Genomic DNA, 18,510 nt, shown 5'->3' with positions numbered 1-18,510 from the left:
TCAGTTGACCGTATCTTACTCGACGATGAACGTACGGATATGCGCAAGCATAGCGTCCAATACCGCTTCGAGTGGACTCGTCTCTTTTCGAACCTGAGTAAGAAGAAAGCCTCCCTGAAGCGCAGTCAGTAGCGCAAGCGCGAGATTGTTCGGGTCCGCATCGGCTCTTAACTCTCCCCGGTCATACATAGCGCGAATTCCTTTGCGAATAGCGAGCTCCCACTGCATAAATCCGGCTACGAGCTCGCTTCGAGCTGCCGGATCTGTATCCGCCAGCGCACTGGCAAGCGAGCCAATCGAACAGCCTCCTTGGAATTGCCGTTCAATCTGAAGTTTCACAATCGCATCGCGCCACGCTCGAAGCGCCTCCATGCTGTCCAAATGGCTCAATAGAGGCTCCTGGGCATCCAGCACCTGTTCGGTCTGATACACAATTACCGCCAATACGAGATCGCGCTTCTCCTTGAAATAGTGGTACAGCTGGGAGGAGCTGACCTTGGCCTCCCGCTGCACGTCTTCCACGCTTGTACCAGCAACCCCGCGATCAAACATCAATTTGGCAGCGGCTGCGACGATACGTGCACGTGTCTCTTTTCCCTTTTTCGTCAGCCGCTGCTCTTGTGTTTTATTATCCATTATATTTTCCATGCATGTAGTATAACAAAAATGGACTTTACAATCCAAACTTTAAACTGCGGTTTGTCCACCGTCGACGGCAAGGTTTGTGCCGTGAATGAAGCTGGCTCGATCCGTCGCGAGGAAGACGACGGCCTCGGCAATCTCATTCGCTGAAGCAGGACGGCCTGCAGGTGCTTGGGCAGCAAGTTGATCAAGACCTTCGCCCATTGCCTCAGTTCCTTCCGTGCGCGTAGGTCCAGGGCTGACGGTGTTGACACGGACTCCGCTTGGACCGTATTCGGCCGCCCACGCTTTGGTAAGCAAGTTGATGGCCGCTTTGCTCGAACCGTAAAGACTCATACCAGACATTCCGTAATCGGCGAGCATTGTCGATATGTTGACGATTGCCCCCTTGCCGTTCTCTGCCATCAGTGGTGCCAGTTCGGCGACTAGAAAATAAGGCACTTTGACGTTCAGGGCATACACGCGTTCAAATTCATCCTCCGTCGTTTCATGCGTCGGTCCGAACGGGAAGATTCCCGCATTGTTGACTAGAATGTCGACTCGGCCGTTACCCAGTTCGACTGCGCGCTTCGCCAGGCTTCTTGCGCTCGACACGTCGCGAAGATCAGTCTGCAAGAAATCTGCCTTTCCTCCCGCTGCGCGGATTGCCGCAACTGTCTGTTCGCCACGGTCCTCATTGCGCCCCGCAACCACGACGTGAATGCCTTGTGCCGCGAGCTGATTCGCAACGGCCCGACCAATGCCGCTTGTTCCACCTGTAATAAGTGCTATAGTTTGATTCGTATTCATATTATCTAATCTCCTCTCAATTTATGGAGTTTTCACTCCAATTTCCTTCTCGAAGCTCATACTAACAAACTGATTTTGGATTGTCAACTCCAAAAAATTCAATCTTCATACTAAAGCGTCGATGTTACCCGTATATTGCGGGGGCTCCATTTCAGAGACTAATGAAAACAAACCCCGATGAATAATGAATTCATCGGGGTTTGTTTTGCTAATTAATTTATTAGGCTGGCTTGATCACTACCCTTGCTTCACCACATTTTCCGCTGTGCGGAATGCCAGAGCAAGTATGGTCAATACGGGGTTCACGCCGCCGTTGGTGACATGCACGGATCCGTCGCTCACCCAGAGATTGTCATACCCGTGTACTCTGCCCATTGGATCGGTAACGGATGTCGAAGGGTCATTCCCCATCCGCAGCGTGCCCGACTGATGTTGTCCGCCACTTAGCCCGTTGCCGGCCCGAGTCCGCCATACTTGGCGCGCACCAGCAGTCCAAAGCCACTTCTCTGCTTGCTCCGCCAGCATAGCCGATGCTCGAAGCGACTCCGGATGAACACCTCCGGAGAGCTGAACAACGGGAAATCCGAAGCGATCTTTGACCGTAGGTGATAATCGAACTCTAGATTCGGCAGTCGGAATTTCTTGGATCGGTCCTTGAATCTGGCTTGTGCGCAGAAACGTCTCGCGCATCGTTTCCTTGCCTGCACTTCCCCAGCGGGCTGCATCCGGAGCAAGTGCACGATTCCAGTGAATGAGCGGCAGCCGAATGAATTCGTTGGCTAACAATCCTCCCCCGATAACACCGGCTTCGTTGCTATGTTCGAATCGGAAGCTAGCTATGCTAACCCCAGGTCCAAGCCCGTCCTGTATTTGTTCATCAAAGACGCCATAAGCGCCGGCATAAACATGGCCTTGAAGATGCCTGCCCACTTGGCCGAACCGATTGCCGATCCCGCTTGGCTCTGACTCACTTACTGATTGAAGCAGAAGTCTAGCGCTCTCGATAGCACCGGCGGCGACTACAACATGACCTGCTCGAATTTGCCGGCGCTGGAATGAGCCATCTATAGTTTCATGGATAAGATGAACGCCAGTGGCTCGTTTTCCCCCTTCTGTCTCAATGCGTTCCACGATTGTATCGCAAATGAGGTCACATTTGTCGCCCGCCGCGAGAGCCCTCACCATCATCGTATTATGTCCGCCATTCTTGCTGTTCGTTGGGCATGCGAAACCTACACACTGACCGCATTGTCCGCAAGCCGGCCGGCCATCTCGTTCGACAGAGTTGATGAGCAGCGGCACCGGACCCGCATCCCAACCCAGTTTCGCGGCCGCTTGAGCTAAACGTTCGCCTTCTATTGTCCTTTGTATAGCCGGCATTGGATATGATCGCGCCCGTTTGCCTCTTCCAAGATGCGCATTTCCATCTCCGGAAACGCCTACTTCCCATTCGGCCCGCTCGTAATAAGGTTCTAAGTCCTGATAGCTAATCGGCCAATCGCTAAGCGAGCTTCCGTCTGGAATGCCATATCGCGTCGCCATGCGGAAGTCTTCCGGGTGAAACCGCCAAGCCTGTGCCCCGTAAACTCTTGTTCCACCGCCAACAGTCATGGCATTATTGTGATATTCGCCTTCAAACGGTACGGTTATTCTCTCTTGTCCATTAGGCAGCAGTATCGTCCGCGGGTTGCCCGCCGGAGCAGGACCGGTGTTATGACCGTATTTGCTCATACGATGATTTCGCAGATGGTCGCGGCCAACTTGATCATAACGAAGCCAGCTGCCTCGCTCAACGACGAGCACGTGAAGTCCAGATTCGGCGAGAACTGCCGCTGCTACCGATCCTCCGGCACCGGCTCCAACCACGACGACATCATACTGATCTCTCAGTTGGTCAAAGGAACGCTGTGGCAGATCAGTTTCCTGGGCAGGTGTTTGGTTTCCCGAGACCGGACCTGGACGAAATCCAATCATGTCCCACGACTTACCCTCGCGATTCCCGCCTGCTTCGGGACTTCCATAGTAGCCTTCAATGACTAAGGTCAATAATGTATCCCAGAATCTCTTCGATGAAACAGTCCAACCCTGAACGTTTCCCAACTGGACGTCTGTCAACAGAAGGTCACTCTCTTCCGCCGACAGTTCCGCAAAAGACCGACCATAACAAGTTAAGGCTTTATCATCTAAAGCCAGTAGTCCCGGTTCTATGAGTTTCAGCCAAGTATCAGCGTCCTCGTTCAAGTGTCGCTCCAAGTATGTAAGTACACCAGCCTGAGTTGCAGATGGCCATGCATCTGCCGGAACCATACGGTCCGCAACCGCTTTCAATACTGATTCTAACTCCGAAGAAAAAGACTTCCGATCAACGGACTTCATCTCTCAACCCCCACCACTTCTATTACATTACCTTCCTCATTGTATCATCAAAACTAACATTCTAGTTATGCTTCTTACTGATAGGTATCGGACTAGGTAAGCTTACATAGGGTGATAAAAGAAGGAATGTCATCTTATAAGGAGTTGTGAATATGAGCTTTGAGGAAGGTGCGCTCTTTGAACTCCGATTTTGGCTGCAAGTATTAGGGGATCATGCGAGGTTTATTCATGATGCGTTGGCCCCTGGAGAGGTTGAGGAAATAGCCCGTGCGCGCCACTTCATTCAAGCTTACGATAACTTGCTGAGTAAGGCGCGGCAGAACCTGGATGCCGCGGGCATCGCCGCATTGCTTCAGGCTGCGAATCCGTTGAACGCCCAATTACGTGCGTATAAGCTGCATTTGCTTCAACGGTCTCTGATGGGAACGATCGTGATTTCACTAGCTCCAACGTTCTTGAATCATAATGTCAATGAGCTTGATGAAGCGATTCGCGTTTTTGCCTTCTTAACACGCGGCCAATTGCCTCCTCCGGGACCCGCGATTCATCAGCATTTATTATGGCTTCAAGACGCAATCGGTCATGCCAGCATCGTATCAGGGCAATTAGATCTGGTTGAGAAGGCTTGGAAGAACAGGAGTCATGCATTCGAACGCGACTTCGAAGCCTACTATCTCAAAGCGATCGAGCTTGCGGGGTATATGCGAACTACCTTGACGGATTTCCCTGCCCTGCGGGCATTCAATCGGGACGCGAATAGCGTGATGCTCATCTTCATGAAATTTCTGTCCGAGATTGAGGAACTCACGGAGGGCAAAGAGCTGCTGAGCACGTTATCGCCGCTGATTCCCGATCATATGTACCGGGAAGAGTGCTATTATTTGACCAAACTATCTCAAGCCGCTGCAGGCGTGCCTCGCCCAGCTTGCGATCCGACCAAACCCAGAGTCTGAAACTAATTGGACCTTCTTTGTTTGATGAGAGAGAAAAGCAGCAACAACAGAGGAATGGCAAACTGAAACGGTACAGATACCCATGGCCAAATATGCTTCTGAAACTCAATCACGTCCAGTTGATTCGGGTGAAGAAACAACGACAGCTCTAACAGCGCCAGCCCTAGAGGTACAATGAATATCCGATAATTTGGACTCTTTAGCGTCTGCGATAAAGCTAGGGCGGCAGCATAGAGACAAACGCTTAACTTCGTGAATTCACCAAATACCCAGACGATAAACGCGAGCGGCTCAATTCGTTCGAAGAAGTCCCCTACCGAAATGTACATCGCGGTTGTATAAGAGGGGAAAATTTGTGTACTTGAGAGCTCCCCCATGACCAATACATTGAATATATGAGTTGAGATAAAGACGATTCCGGCTATTCCGATAACCGTGAGGACCGTCTTTTTCACTTTTTCGGGACGGTTAATGAAAGGGATAATCATCACAAATAATATCGTTTCTCCCAGAGGGGTGCTTGAGATTTGCGCGGCACCGTCGAACAAGGAAGCCCAATCCGATTCTAATACAGGTAATAGTAAGGTTGGATTCATTTCTGGTATCAATAATAGGGTGAATGAGACGATTTGCACAACGACGACGAGCATTAAGATAATTGCGCATCTACAAATTACCTCGATCCCTTGATATGCGGCCCATGCCGAAATGGAGATCATAATTAATCCAACGACAAAGCTAGGGGTTCGAGGCAGTAACACCGTTACGGTGAGATCTTCAAAGTTCCGCAGAACGTAAGCCCCGAGCTGAAAACCGTAACCTGAATACAATATCCCGATCACTGTTCCCATCCAGGTCCCAAACAAGGTTTGCGCGATATGGATAATGGACTTTTGTGGGAATTTTCCGCAAAGTGTCACATAAACCCAAGCCATACACAGCCCGGCTATACTGCCAATGATGGCAGAAATCCATGAATCATGTTCGCTGGTGTAACCGATGGGCAGTGACATGGAGCTTGCAACCATAAATACGAACATAAGAGCCCACAGCTCTGTATTTGAGATCATGTTGTTCAGTCCATAACTTTTCATTTGTGATTCCCTTTCTCAGCTCCATCATTTCCATACAGCTAAGATCCATTTCTCCAGAACCATAGTGGGGCTCATCATCTGAATTCCCATTGCCAAACATAAGCCAACAACAGTCGTTAGGATTAAAATGATCCACACTGCAACATAATCCCAAGTACGCGCCGTCTTTTTCATTAGCTTGAATTGTACCCAGTAGAGCATGGTTACGGACAACGTGTATAAGATTATATTTTTCATTCGATATGGATGGAAGAACTAATCATTCCAGCTCTTCGCAGATGAATTTTGGTATCTACGGTAACGTCGGCTTTTGCGAATATCATATCCCAATCCGATCTCACCTTTTTCCATGTCCCATAGTGATATTGATGCAGCAGCAATCCAAATCCGAAAATGTCCGAATTCCACTTCGTTTGCGCCTTCCCGATGGTGCGAAGCGCTTGCTCCGAAATCAGTTTATTAAGACCTTGTTCGATTTGGGCTACATGTTCCGGGCGATGGAGATCCAGTTTGACAGTCGATTCTTGAAGCAGCCCTTCACCGCTCAGCTCAACATGAATCGTTGCTTTGCCATCTTTGACCACCACTTTTATCTTCTTCCTCGGATTATTCATAATAACGCCGACACTCCCTCCGGCCTTCGGAATTTGCTCGGCCAAATATTCATGCTTTAATTCGCCTTTAATCCACCTCAGGCTTCTCGTTTCGATGTCATCCAAATAGCCAACCAATTTGTAATCTTTCATTACGGCTGTCGACGAAAGATGAAATACGCTTTGCTTTGGCTTATCTCCTTGTTGCTGCTCCACATTCTGTGGGAGTTTCTGTATTTCCACAGCCCCCAGCACTGGAACAATACCATCTCTACCCTGGTTGATCAGAAAGTCCCGGAACGTAACCGCCGTACCTACTTGTTTATACTCCAATTCTCGAACTTCCTCGGACGGTATACGTTCGAAAGGATGATCCATCTTGATCAGTTCTATAGCCTGCTTACCTTTGGCAACAACGAGGTAAGTACGCAGCCGGGTTCCGGGATCTCTAGTGTAGTAATCCATAATATCTTTGATTCCTTTTTGGGCGAATGACTCTCCGATGAAAACAACCCTGCGATGTCCTTTAAAAAATTTTCGCGAGAGCAGCTGCTGGCACTTTCGCTCCGCATCATAAATATTGGTACCCACGGCAGACAGTACGAAAAACGTTTTGCCAAGATTACCTGACGGAGTCCCCTTTGCAGCGGGGAGAGGAATCTGAATCGAAACAAGTAAACGGCCATCTTTGGTCATATCCAGCGAAGATGCCATGAAGAAGGCTACATCATTCATTTCCACCCGGTCCCAACAACCGCTCAAAAGCGGAACAAATAGAAGCAATAGGAGCCCCAACGTCGCTTTCTTGATCAAAACCCGATTCCTCCTCTGCACATTACGATTTCTGTCCTCTCGGTATTCGGGTTTGAGCTCTGCCCTTCCCGTCCAGCTGCGGGCGATAATACATCGTCCATAACGGTGCCCGGAAGAACGTATCCTTAAGTCCTTGAAAACTAACCGGGGCCATCGGGAATAAATACGGAACACCGAGCGACCTAAGGCTGGCAAGATGGATGATGATGCAAAGGAGTCCTACCGTTACTCCGTAAAGTCCAAACATGCCGGCAAGCAGGATCATCGGGAACCTCAGAATTCGAAATGCGAACGAAAAATTATATCGTGGGATGGCAAATGATGCGATTCCCGTTAATGACACTACAATAACCATCGGGGTCGAAACGATGCCTGCTTGCACGGCTGCTTGTCCGACGACTAGGCCGCCTACGATACTGACTGCTTGTCCGATTTGCTTAGGCAGGCGGACACCGGCTTCACGTAAAGCCTCGAATGTGCTTTCCATTATTAGCGCCTCGACTATTGCAGGAAAAGGCACACCTTCCCTGGCTGCCGCTATGCTCAATAATAAATTGGTCGGAATCATTTGCTGATGGAACGTTGTTAAAGCAACATATACAGATGGCAATAAAAGAGCTACCAAGGCTAAGATGAGTCGAATGAAACGTACCAAATTGGCAAACAGAACTCGGTCGTAGTAATCCTCCCCAGCCTGCAGAAATCCCCAAAATGACATGGGACCGCTAATGATGAACGGGGAGCCGTCAGTCAAGATCGCAACTCGTCCTTCCAATAATGCGGCTACAATATAATCCGGCCGTTCCGTTACGAGAAATTGAGGAAATGGAGAAAACGCGCGCTCTTCGATAAATTGTTCGATATACCCCGATTCCAGTACACCATCGATTTGTATGCTCTGAATTCTGGTTTTGACCTCTTGAACGACGGCATCATTAGCGATATCTTCCAGATAGGCGATTGCCACATCCGTTTGGGAATACTCCCCAATGGTTAGCATTTCGAATTTCAGCTTAGAGGAACGTATTCTTCTTCGAATTAGACTTGCATTGGTCCGAATGCCTTCAGTGAACGAATCGCGTGGACCTCGAATCGTATTCTCCGAAGACGTCTGTTCAACAGCTCTTGTTTTCCCGCCTGGAATATTGAGTACGAGCGCTTCCGTTTCGCCTTCAATGATAATGACTGTAGAGCCTTTCAATATCTGTTGAATAATGATTGCAATATTCGATTCTCTTTTCACTTGGCTGATGGCAATACATTGATTTTGGAGAAAAGATAAAATGTCCTCCTTCTCATCTAGCGTCTCGGATGGGTTGACACGCATGAGCGGCTTAAGCAGCGACTCGTCTAACTGTCCTTCTTCAATTAATCCATCTATATAGGTAAGCAGTGCATCCTTCTGACCGCGGATTCGAAAAGAGCGAAAAACCACGTCCGAGCAGCCTTGAAATGTGTCCCTTAGCCGGGCTTCATTTGCTTCCAATGCGGCTGTCAGCATGCTGCTTGTCGAGTCGGTTAACTTCTCTTTTTCCTGATAAATCTTCGACATAGGGGAAATTCCTCCGCTGTAAGCTTAGACAACATTTTGATATAGTCTGCTCAAAGATCTTCCATTTTATGAAAGAACATGAAGACGCTCGGCGGCACCCGATCTCATCATTGAGCAGCTTGAGGAACACGATCTGGGCTGGCTTCAGAGGTATATTTATCTAATGGCTGTACAAAATAACTATTGATTGAAGGGTCAATTATGCCTAGATTTCCCTAACCATGCCGTTGCTGGTTAGAAGGGTATTACACAATAACTAGTGATGGAGGGTTCAACAGTGCCTAAACTTTCCGTTACCGAACCGATGCAGGATCAAATCCGAAATCGTATGAAGGCGGCCCCTGACTTCGTCATTCGGCCATTCGCTCTCCGTGGATCTTCGGCTTTCACCTGCCTCTATCTTTCCTCGATTGTGGAATCGGCTCTCGTAGATGAATTTGTCATCAAACCCATGCTTGCCGTCGTTCCTCTTGAAGAGGAAACGGAATTAGATATGGACGACCTAGGCTGGTTTCATCGTCACATCCCCTTCGTCCAAAACAAGGAATGGACAGATGCCGATGAGGGCATCCGCCTGCTGCTGGAGGGCCAGTGCCTCCTCATTCCAACGCACTTAAACCGTTTCCTAAGCTTTGACGTCAAACGCAATGACTATCGCAGTGTAACCGAGCCTCAGACGGAAGCCACAGTACGCGGACCACGGGAAGGTTTCGTCGAAGACATCGGTCGGAACGTGGCTCTCATTCGTAAACGACTCAAAAGTGAAAATTTGGTTTTTGAACAGATGACCATCGGGACTAAGACGATGACCAAAGTGTATTTGACCTATTTACCTGACGTAGCACCAACTGGGGTCGTAGAAGAATTTCGTCGCAGGCTGCAGGCTATCCAAACTGACAGCATTCTGGAAAGCTCTTATCTGGAAGATTGGATCCAAGACAAGACGTGGTCACCGTTCCCGCAACTCATCGGGACAGAACGGCCGGACGCGGTTACGGGCAAACTGTTGGACGGGCAAGTAGCGCTTCTCACTGACGGCACTCCGATTGCCTTGATCGGTCCAGTGACTTTTTTTCAACTCTTCTCTTCACCGGAAGATTATTACCAGAGGCCGGATATCGCCACACTTTCGCGATGGTTGCGAATGTTCGCTTTCATGCTCTCGGTCTTCATCCCTCCTTTATACATTGCAGTGGTCACCTTCCACCAGGAGCTGCTACCGACTTCGCTCTTGATCAACTTGGCCGCGCAGCGGGAAGCTGTGCCTTTCCCGGCGTTTCTGGAAGCCATGATCATGATGGTCACGTTCGAGATTTTGCGTGAAGCCGGTTTGCGAATGCCTCGGATTGCCGGTCAATCTATTTCCATCGTAGGCGCGCTCGTACTCGGCATGACGACGGTCGAAGCGGGACTTGTCTCCGCGGCCATGGTTATTGTCGTATCGATCACGGCCATCTCCAATTTCGTGTCGCCTATTTATGGCTTTGGCGTTGCGCAGCGGATCCTCCAGTTCGTGTTCATGCTCCTGGCCGGCTTTATGGGGTTATACGGTATTCTGTGCGGGACGTTGTTTGTCTTGATCCATCTAGTCTCTTTGCGTTCCTTCGGAGTGAAGTACATGTCTCCCATCGCGCCTTTGATTCTGTCAGACTTCAAAGACACGATCCTGCGCGTTCCTCGGTTCTGGATGAAACGATCACCTCAGATGTTCTCTAGAAAAAAATAGGGGGCCGAACATTGCGAAAATTATGGCTCTTGATCTTACTAGTCGCCTTACTTCTCTGTTCAGGCTGCTGGGACAAGAAGGAAATCAACGAACTGGCAATCGTCACCACATTCGGCATCGACCGGGAACCATCGACTGGCATGTATACGGCTTATTACCAAGTAATCAACCCGCCGGCTCTCTCCTCCAGGCAAGGTGGCGGATCCAAGGCATCGGTTTACACCTATCGTTTCAAGGAATATAGCTTGGGCCGGTTCATGCAGAAAACGTCCACGATGATGCCGCGTTTGCTTTTCACTTCACATTTGCAGTGCTATATATTATCCGAAGAGGTAGCCCGTCAAGGAATCATTGATATCCTTAACTACTTGGAAACGACACCCGAATGGCGCATGAATGTTTATCTGTTTGTAACGGATTCCCCTCTAAAGGACGTTATGAACAGCTTTACGACACTCGAAAAGGTGCCCGGACGCCATGCCACCTCGCTTGTTCGCATTTTATCGCGGGGGTCCTTTACGGGAGGCGTAGAACCGATCCGTGTCAAAGACATCGTGACAGGAATGGAATTTCAACTGCCGACACTCATACCGATGATTCACTACCGCGGCAAACCGGCGGATACTACGGAGAGAATGGAGCAGATTGACGTCAGCGAACAGGCACCCTCCTTTTTTGCGGACAGCGCGGTGTTCTTCAAAGGACGCATGGTGGGACACTTGGACAGTGATAATAAATACTATTATCACATCCTTAACACCAGATATCGGAAATTCACAGAAACGGTTAAAGTAGGCGGAAGTTACGTCGACGTCGAAACGAATAACGTCCAAGTGAAACGGAAGTGGAATCGATCCGCCAACCGTCTCAACATCATCATTCATGCTGATCTCCGCATATTGAACAACACGCAGAATACCAAGTTAACGTTGCAAAACATTCAGTTGATCGAAGAGGCGTTTAATCGTGTCGTAGCAGACAAATCGGAGAAGATGGTTGCTTTGGGAAAACGAAATAACTGGGATCTGTTGGGCTTGCAGGATGATGGGGCTACCGCGGATACATGGCGGCAGACGTCGGTGAATTTCTCGGTCACTTCTGACGTTACGACGACCGGCAACAAGAGTGATCCCTACACCATTGAAGGCAAGGAAGGATGAAGAGCATATGGAATCCGTCCGGCTAAGCGCGTGGCAGTTTCACTTGTTGACGCAAGTCTACGTCATCGGAACCGCGTTTATGTTGCTCCCCGGCCCCATCATCTCGAGCGCGAAACAATATGGTTGGGTTGTCGTCATTTGGGCGACCTTGTATGGGCTGTTGCTTGCCTTCGGCTACTTGTACCTTGCCAAGCTGTATCCGGGTAAGTCTCTTGTCGAGATCGCTTTGCAGGCATTTGGCAAGTGGGCCGGCGGCTTCGTTTCGTTACTGTATATCGTCTTTTTCATCCAAATTGCATCATGGGTAACCCGCAACCTTGGCGACTTCATGCATATTAACCTCATGCCACGCACACCTATTTCTTTATTCCATATCATGATCTTGCTCGTCAGTGCTTACGCCGTGTCGAAGGGTATCGAATCAATCGCCTTGGTGAACGAACTTCTGGTGCCTTACCTCTATTTAGCGTTCTGGGTTCCGACAGTCATCATGCTGCGGGAGTGGAATTGGCGTTATTTTCACGTCACCTACCCTTTCCATCTGAGCGAAGTCGTTATTCAAACCCGATATGTGTTGGCGTTCCCTTTTATGGAGACAGTGGCGTTCTTGATGTTTATTCCGTTCGTGCAGAGGAAAGTGAATATCGCGTTTATTACGGGAATCGCATTCTCCGGCGCAATGTTGACTGCTTGCGTTTTTATTTCGATTGGGGTCCTGGGCGTGTATCGCGGCCAGAATTTGGTTTATCCCATCTTCTCGATATTCCGCGAAATGAGATTTACCGGCTTCATCGAGCATTTGGAAGCGATTCTGGCAGTCAATATCGTGCTGGTAGTATGTATTAAGCTGTGTGTACTATTCTATTGCGCTGTATTAGGCATCTGCCAGCTGTTCAAAATTGAGAGGCAAAATATCGTCATTTATCCGATGGTGTGGGTCATTTCTGCGTATTCGATGTTCTTTATGAATATCGTTGAAAATCTCGATTGGATCAAAAACTATATGTTTGAATACTACTCCATATTCGCCGTAGCGTTTCCCGCACTCTTCATCGTAGCAGGCAAATGGAGAAATAACGGTCGACTGATGAAGAAGGACGGCTCGGCATGAGTATTCTGGCCGCCGTCTATGCCCTAACCATCGGAATCGGTTATGCAATGCGAAAATTCGGCACGTATAATGGCAAAGAGACTGCAGTTTTCCTCTCAATCACTACGATCGGAGCCGTTTTATGGCTCAGTATCGTTCTGAATCATCCGTTAGATTTGAATGATGCCATCGCCTTCATCATCGAGCGAGTCCTGCATTAAATCCACATGATCATCGGGATGAGAGAAATGTTTGAGTGAGGGTAACAATAAAAAGGCCGGTATCCCCAAAGATACCGGCCTCTTGTCGTCGAATGTCGAACTCATTCTATTCAGTTACCTTCTGGCCATAACAAGCAAGAATCGGCATATACGTTCCGGAATCGAGCGGCAGGAAGCTCGATGGATTCATTTCATACGACGCATGTACGACGGTTTGACCTTCTGCTGCTCTGTCAAGATTCAACGTGATTTCATCGCGAGCGGTTATTTGCCAGCTGCTGACGTTGATTTCGCCATTCGCATCCTCTACAGTAAATACCTGCGAGACAGGTCCAATAGCAAGCAAGTAACCAGCTACGTTGGCAAATTGCAAGCGAATGCTAGGTGCATCATGCTTCTCGATAAAGGTTGCTGAAGCGAGGCACGGCGCTTTCGCATGTAAGGCAGCACACTCATAAACAAGAGCCAACGCCTGCTTGCCCATTCGCTCTCCAATGATCATATTCCCGGCAGGACTGTTATGAATGCCGTCGGATAAGGGACAATCCAAAGCCGGAATGACATAAACATGGGGAATATTCAAAGCTGCCTGACGCTGAGCTTCACGCACACGCCCCCACGAACGGTCGCCTTCTTCCGATCCGGAATCCGTGCAGCGATTAAGCTGAACCGTCAAAATCGGTAGGTTGGCATCATTTAATTCACGTCGCCAATGTGATATCGTATTTTCAAAACGTTCCAAGTATGTAACCGAGTCCGCAGGTGAGCAATCGGAGCAGCCTTGATACCAGAGAATACCGCGTACCTTGCCGCCGGCGGCTTGAATAATATTCATCATATTGCGATGGAGAACGCCATCCTCGTCTGGATTCCAAGCTTTGAGCGGTGAGCCGCCTAATGCGGTTTGCAGCAAGCCAATGGGGATGCGAAGCTCTTTCTGCAGAAGTTTGCCAAACGCAAGAAACGGTGAATGACCTGGATTAGCCCCTTCTCGATTCTCGAAATGGATGGATGCTGTCGATTCATTAAACGGATGCGAAGCCAAATCCCATTGTCCATTATTGCGGAGCAAATGGATCCCAAGCTGTGGTGCGTCTTGGAATGGACCTTTCCCGTAGCCCGCCGCGTTGCTCTGTCCCGCTATTACCCAGAGATCACCTACACCAATATGATGGATCATATCTCCACGAGTCGCCCATTCTAAGGCAGGATTATCGTCAAGCTGCAAACTGGTTTCTATGCGATAAAGTCCCCCCTGAGCGATGGCGTTCATGGTGATTTCCCATGCTTGACCTGCTGACATGACAGCCGGCTGCCAAGTCACAACCTCTCTAGCATCATCCTCGCTGACAACCCTGGCAAGTACTTGTGCAGTACGGAATGTAACATCTTCCGGTGCAGCCCAGACCCCAGATAACGATATGCTGCCTACCCCATTCTCCTGTTGAATAATCGCCCAAGGCTGGGGACCTTGTTTAATAATAGCGCCAACCTGATGCATGTAGTGATCACAATCCTTTACCTAATAGTTTGATTGAGCATTCGCTACTATTTCTCTGTCTTCCTAAGTAATCCTGCCGGGTAAACAATAAAAAGCCGTATCAGATATATCTGACACGGCTTGATTCAATAGGATTCGTATTAACGCAATGTTTTCAAAGCGCCGCTCCAAGCGATAACTTGGTCAAGCATCGTGTTAACCGCTGGCTCTTGATGAGCACCCGGTTTGAAAACACTATAGTTCTCAAAGTCAGTAATGAGAGATAGACCAACCTGAGCGCGAACATCAGCGATATGAAGCTCGCCGACGATCAATCTGAGATTCTCGATAGCTCGTGATCCGCCATTGCCGCCATAACCTACGAAGCCGGCTGCTTTATCCTTCCACTCGTGGAAGAGAAAATCAATGGCATTCTTGAGTGCGCCGGAAGTAGCGTGGTTATACTCAGGTGTTACGAATACATAGCCGTCAAAGGAAGAAATTTTCTCTGACCAAGCGATTGTATGTGGTTTGCTGTATTGTCCCATGGACGCCGGAATCGGCTCGTCGAGCAATGGCAAGTTGAAATCCGCAAGATCAACGAGCTCGTAAGAAGCGTCGGTACGTTTGTTGGCTATTTCAGTTACCCAGCGTGCTACAGCTTCACCATTGCGGCCAGGACGTGTGCTTCCAAGAATAATCGCGATTTTCAACATCATAATTACCTCCAAAAGTGTTATATTTTATTGTTCGAATCGTTCTCTTGTCGATCTTGAATACCATACCCAATTTTCTTGAGCAGTACGATAAGCTGCTGCTTCTCCTCATCTGTTACAAAGGACAAATTGTCAGAAATCGTCTGGACGTGCTTAGGGAAGATCGTATCAAAATAGCTTCTTCCTTCCGCAGTCAATGCTGCATTCGTTTTACGTCGGTCACCTGGAATCGGAAGCCGCTCCACATACCCCTTCTTCTCCAATTTATCGACAACGTACGTGATGCTCCCGCTTGGAATGGAGAAGGTGTCGCTTATTTTCTGGATGGGATGTGGTCCTTTATTGTATAGAAACTCGAGAATTTGGAAGGTTTCTTTATTGAGACCATAGCTGGTGATGTCGTTCTCTAAACTCCCAAACAGCGTATTCACCATGTTTCTCATGACTCGTATTAGCCTTAAATCTAGAGCCGTACCTTCAGCATCAGGTTCAATCATGTCTTAACCACCTTATCTTGCTTTCTTATACAAAGGATATTCGACTTCTGTCGGAACTTCAATCATAAAAATGCGAAGTTTCTCTCCTTCAGGTCGAATGCTGACTTCTCCCTCTTGTTCACTTTGTACAATGACAAAGTCTTTATTGTTGAATGATATGGGATCTTGTCCAGATGACAAAATGGATCCGCCGGCACCTCTAATCGACAATGCAGCAAGCGTCCGGTTCGGCACGATATGGTGGATATAGGATGCCCCCGGCTCTACCTCGACGTCAAACATCCTCGCATCTGCTACCAACTGGTGGATCGGCGAACCTTCACCTAGTATCGTCTTTATATTTATTCCATCTTGATTCGACTGCGGAAACTGTTCATGTTTATACAGCGAATAGGTTGGCTCACGTCTTACCGCATCATTCAGATATGGTTCAAGCCAGATTTGAAAGCTCTCAAAGCCGGCATCGACGCTTTCGGCATGCTGAAGACCTGAACCAGCTTGCATAACCTGGATATCGCCGGCTTCCAAGTAGCTTTCAGTACCGAGTGTGTCTCTATGAAGACCTCTGCCTCTAATGCCATAGGAAAGGATCTCAAACCCCTGGTGAGGATGGAACCCGATGCCTCCGGCAGACTCTGCCTGCCCCCATGCCCAATAGAAAAGCGGACCAAGTCTGACGGTAACAGCACCTTGGCCTGAAAAACCTAGCGGTTTCTGGGCAAATATCTTGCCGCCGTCAAATTCTTCTTTCCCTTGAAATGCCGGGCCCAATACTTGAATGTTCACATGAATTGCTCCTTTCTTATAGTGCGCTCTTGTTCGATATCATAAACAAGTTACCCTACAATTATTTATCCTAACACAATTTATTATAATATTAGGATATTAATCTGTCAACATGTCACTGACTGGATATCGTTCGGCCGGAGAAATGAAAAAGCCCCCGTTTCCGGAGACTTTAATTAGCTAAATAGTCGATATAAGGTGTCAATCGTAGGATCCCAACGCCAATTCTGTACAGTAGCCATGCCATTCTGTGTAAGCTGACGGCGTAATTCAGGGTCATGAATTAATCGATTCAGACTGGCTTTCGCGGCGTCCTCATTCCCAAGCGGAACAACCAATGCATTGTAACCGTCAATAATATACTCCTCATGCCCCGTACAATTTCCTACGACCGCAGTACCTCCGCAGGCCATCATCTCCATCGGAGGTCCGAAGAATCCTTCAATATGACTTAATTTCAGTAAAATATCGCAGCTTGAATAGATATGTTTCATATGTTCCATCGGTACATGGGAGAAAAACCGGTCACAACGATAATCGGGTTCAAGTTCTCCGTTACTTGAAACACACCATACTTCACAATCTAACTCCCGGACTACCCGAAACGCTTCTGACATTCCCTTAAGCGGATTAAGTATGGGACCTTCCAGAAGTACTCTGACTTTACCTCTCTTCGGTTCAATAGGCTCCGTAGGATGGAATAGTGTTTCATCTATGCCGTTCGGGACGTATATCGAGGTGTGCCCGTTGTTTTGCATTAACCAATTCTGAATCCAGCGTGCTTCTGTCATATAAATAAAGGGTAGCATATACGTTTGCTTCGCGGCTTCGTACTCGGCACTGCCTTCGGGATAAAATCGACTTTCAATGGATTGGACGAAATACACTTTGCGATCTGCAGATAGCTGCAGTGCCTGGTGCGCTGTAGACCAGTGCGTCGCAACTACGACATCAAAATGCTGCTGAGAAGCGGCTTCAAGTGTAATAACCGGCACCTGCTGCTGAGGGAACCAATCAATGGTGTTCCTCGTTTGATCCATACTAATCAGTACCATATTTAGTCCTCTGGCTTGAAGTCTGTTCACATGCTGACAGATAACGGCAACACCGCCTGAAATATCGCAGCTCGGAATGACATAACCAATATATTTTGGCGGCTTTTGCTCCAGGATTATCCGATGTCTTCTCGTTTTATGTTTTCGATGTGGTCGTTTCTTCTTCCTCTGAAGCTTATGCTTGCGTTTTCTTTTATTAACTGGTTTTGCAATACGCAGATTACGTCGCTTCTTTGTTCTTTTATTAGCAGCCACCTATGCAGCCCCCCACTCAGACCTTATCCAGACAATTTATTCAGCGTCGCTTCATAAATTGTTAGACCAATGACATGAGTGTGTTTAACCTTGTCAATCCGGGACACAGTTAATAAGGTTTCCAGTTGGGATCAGAGACATCATGTGGTGTGGGTTTAATGACAAATTGTTTATACCGTGCTTCACATGCTCCAAATTCAAGGTAATTTTGTTGTCCTTGTTTTAAAGAAACCTCGTTCGCTCCGCCTTCATAATCGGGATCATGAAACTGGACCCCATCATCTTCCCAGAAACAGATGTGACATATTTCAAACGTACCTGTTGGTTGTTCGTCCAAGGTCTGATACCCACAACATGGACATGTATATTTTTGAGTCATTCGCATCGCTCCATCACACGTTCTAGCTGCGTTAGTATTTCCTTTCAGCAGAAAATAATAATAAAAAAACCGCGATTTACGCGGTCATTCATCCAACTGCAGCTGCTATAGTTAATAGCATTAACGATCTTGTATAATCGCTATTATTTCACCTATACACTGCTCGATATCTTTATTCGAGCAATCGAATGTTAAACCACTATACTTCATGTATAAGGGAAGTCTTTCCTCGTAAATTTCTTTAAGGCTGCTTGCGCGCTTCATAATAATGCCTCTTGTCGATAATTGAGAACTAAGAGAAGCAAATTTAAGCTCAATAAGAATATGTATTTT

Annotated in this window: 17 protein-coding genes; 5 read left to right on the top strand and 12 right to left on the bottom strand. The window is 48.0% G+C overall.

The annotated features are described in order from the left end of the window. Window positions 1-15 precede the first annotated feature (15 nt). The 3 genes from AC506A_RS05365 to AC506A_RS05355 form a co-directional block, all read right to left on the bottom strand. Window positions 16-636: a TetR/AcrR family transcriptional regulator gene (locus AC506A_RS05365; protein ID WP_495459935.1), complete on the bottom strand. Its 621-nt coding sequence runs from the start codon at window positions 634-636 to the stop codon at window positions 16-18. A 51-nt stretch (window positions 637-687) separates the two neighbouring features. Continuing rightward, window positions 688-1,431: an SDR family NAD(P)-dependent oxidoreductase gene (locus AC506A_RS05360; RefSeq protein WP_495459934.1), complete on the bottom strand. Its 744-nt coding sequence runs from the start codon at window positions 1,429-1,431 to the stop codon at window positions 688-690. Window positions 1,432-1,668: 237 nt separating this feature from the next. Further along, the gene (locus tag AC506A_RS05355) at window positions 1,669-3,807 is read right to left on the bottom strand and encodes a GMC family oxidoreductase (RefSeq protein WP_495459933.1); all 2,139 of its coding nucleotides are present in this window, start codon (window positions 3,805-3,807) and stop codon (window positions 1,669-1,671) included. A 152-nt stretch (window positions 3,808-3,959) separates the two neighbouring features. Here AC506A_RS05355 and AC506A_RS05350 point away from each other — a divergent pair, with 152 nt between their 5' ends. Next, the gene (locus AC506A_RS05350) at window positions 3,960-4,760 is read left to right on the top strand and encodes a DUF2935 domain-containing protein (protein ID WP_495459932.1); all 801 of its coding nucleotides are present in this window, start codon (window positions 3,960-3,962) and stop codon (window positions 4,758-4,760) included. Between the two features lie 2 nt (window positions 4,761-4,762). On the opposite strand, the gene AC506A_RS05345 is transcribed toward AC506A_RS05350, so the two are convergent. The 3 genes from AC506A_RS05345 to AC506A_RS05335 form a co-directional block, all read right to left on the bottom strand. Then, window positions 4,763-5,854 (bottom strand): GerAB/ArcD/ProY family transporter, encoded by a 1,092-nt coding sequence (locus AC506A_RS05345; protein WP_495459931.1) that lies wholly within the window; start codon window positions 5,852-5,854, stop codon window positions 4,763-4,765. A 233-nt stretch (window positions 5,855-6,087) separates the two neighbouring features. Continuing rightward, on the bottom strand, window positions 6,088-7,260 hold the full coding sequence (locus AC506A_RS05340; protein ID WP_495459930.1) for a Ger(x)C family spore germination protein: 1,173 nt from the start codon (window positions 7,258-7,260) through the stop codon (window positions 6,088-6,090). Window positions 7,261-7,282: 22 nt separating this feature from the next. Next, entirely contained in the window at window positions 7,283-8,812 is a 1,530-nt protein-coding gene (locus AC506A_RS05335; RefSeq protein WP_495459929.1) for a spore germination protein, read from the bottom strand. A 277-nt stretch (window positions 8,813-9,089) separates the two neighbouring features. On the opposite strand from AC506A_RS05335, the gene AC506A_RS05330 reads away from it, so the two are divergent. The 4 genes from AC506A_RS05330 to AC506A_RS05315 are packed head-to-tail and all read left to right on the top strand — an operon-like array spanning window position 9,090 to window position 13,009. After that, window positions 9,090-10,538 (top strand): spore germination protein, encoded by a 1,449-nt coding sequence (locus AC506A_RS05330; RefSeq protein WP_495459928.1) that lies wholly within the window; start codon window positions 9,090-9,092, stop codon window positions 10,536-10,538. Window positions 10,539-10,549: 11 nt separating this feature from the next. After that, window positions 10,550-11,698 carry a Ger(x)C family spore germination protein gene (locus tag AC506A_RS05325; protein ID WP_495459927.1) on the top strand — a complete coding sequence of 383 codons (1,149 nt, stop codon included), beginning with the start codon at window positions 10,550-10,552 and terminating at the stop codon, window positions 11,696-11,698. 7 nt (window positions 11,699-11,705) lie between these two features. Continuing rightward, complete coding sequence (locus AC506A_RS05320; protein WP_495459926.1) at window positions 11,706-12,809, top strand: GerAB/ArcD/ProY family transporter; 1,104 nt, start codon at window positions 11,706-11,708, stop codon at window positions 12,807-12,809. Then, a complete protein-coding gene (locus tag AC506A_RS05315; protein WP_495459925.1) occupies window positions 12,806-13,009 on the top strand; it encodes a hypothetical protein in 204 nt (67 codons plus the stop codon). Before AC506A_RS05320 ends, AC506A_RS05315 begins: the two co-directional genes overlap by 4 nt. A gap of 106 nt (window positions 13,010-13,115) precedes the next feature. Here the strand turns inward: AC506A_RS05315 and AC506A_RS05310 are convergent, their stop codons facing one another. The 6 genes from AC506A_RS05310 to AC506A_RS05285 all read right to left on the bottom strand — a co-directional run bounded on the left by AC506A_RS05310 (window position 13,116) and on the right by AC506A_RS05285 (window position 18,177). Further along, window positions 13,116-14,510, bottom strand: a complete 1,395-nt coding sequence (locus AC506A_RS05310; protein WP_495459924.1) for a sialate O-acetylesterase — start codon at window positions 14,508-14,510, stop codon at window positions 13,116-13,118. Between the two features lie 140 nt (window positions 14,511-14,650). Next, complete coding sequence (locus tag AC506A_RS05305; protein WP_495460974.1) at window positions 14,651-15,205, bottom strand: NADPH-dependent FMN reductase; 555 nt, start codon at window positions 15,203-15,205, stop codon at window positions 14,651-14,653. Between the two features lie 20 nt (window positions 15,206-15,225). Further along, window positions 15,226-15,702 (bottom strand): MarR family winged helix-turn-helix transcriptional regulator, encoded by a 477-nt coding sequence (locus AC506A_RS05300; protein WP_495459923.1) that lies wholly within the window; start codon window positions 15,700-15,702, stop codon window positions 15,226-15,228. A gap of 12 nt (window positions 15,703-15,714) precedes the next feature. Beyond that, a complete protein-coding gene (locus AC506A_RS05295; RefSeq protein WP_495459922.1) occupies window positions 15,715-16,488 on the bottom strand; it encodes a pirin family protein in 774 nt (257 codons plus the stop codon). Between the two features lie 176 nt (window positions 16,489-16,664). Beyond that, entirely contained in the window at window positions 16,665-17,798 is a 1,134-nt protein-coding gene (locus tag AC506A_RS05290; protein ID WP_495459921.1) for a glycosyltransferase family 4 protein, read from the bottom strand. 109 nt (window positions 17,799-17,907) lie between these two features. Then, entirely contained in the window at window positions 17,908-18,177 is a 270-nt protein-coding gene (locus tag AC506A_RS05285) for a CPCC family cysteine-rich protein (RefSeq protein ID WP_495459920.1), read from the bottom strand. Window positions 18,178-18,510: the final 333 nt, after the last annotated feature.

This window comes from Paenibacillus sp. N22P23, from assembly GCF_059383735.1.
Note: the sequence above shows the minus strand (reverse complement) of the source record. Positions and strands in the feature narration are given on the sequence as shown.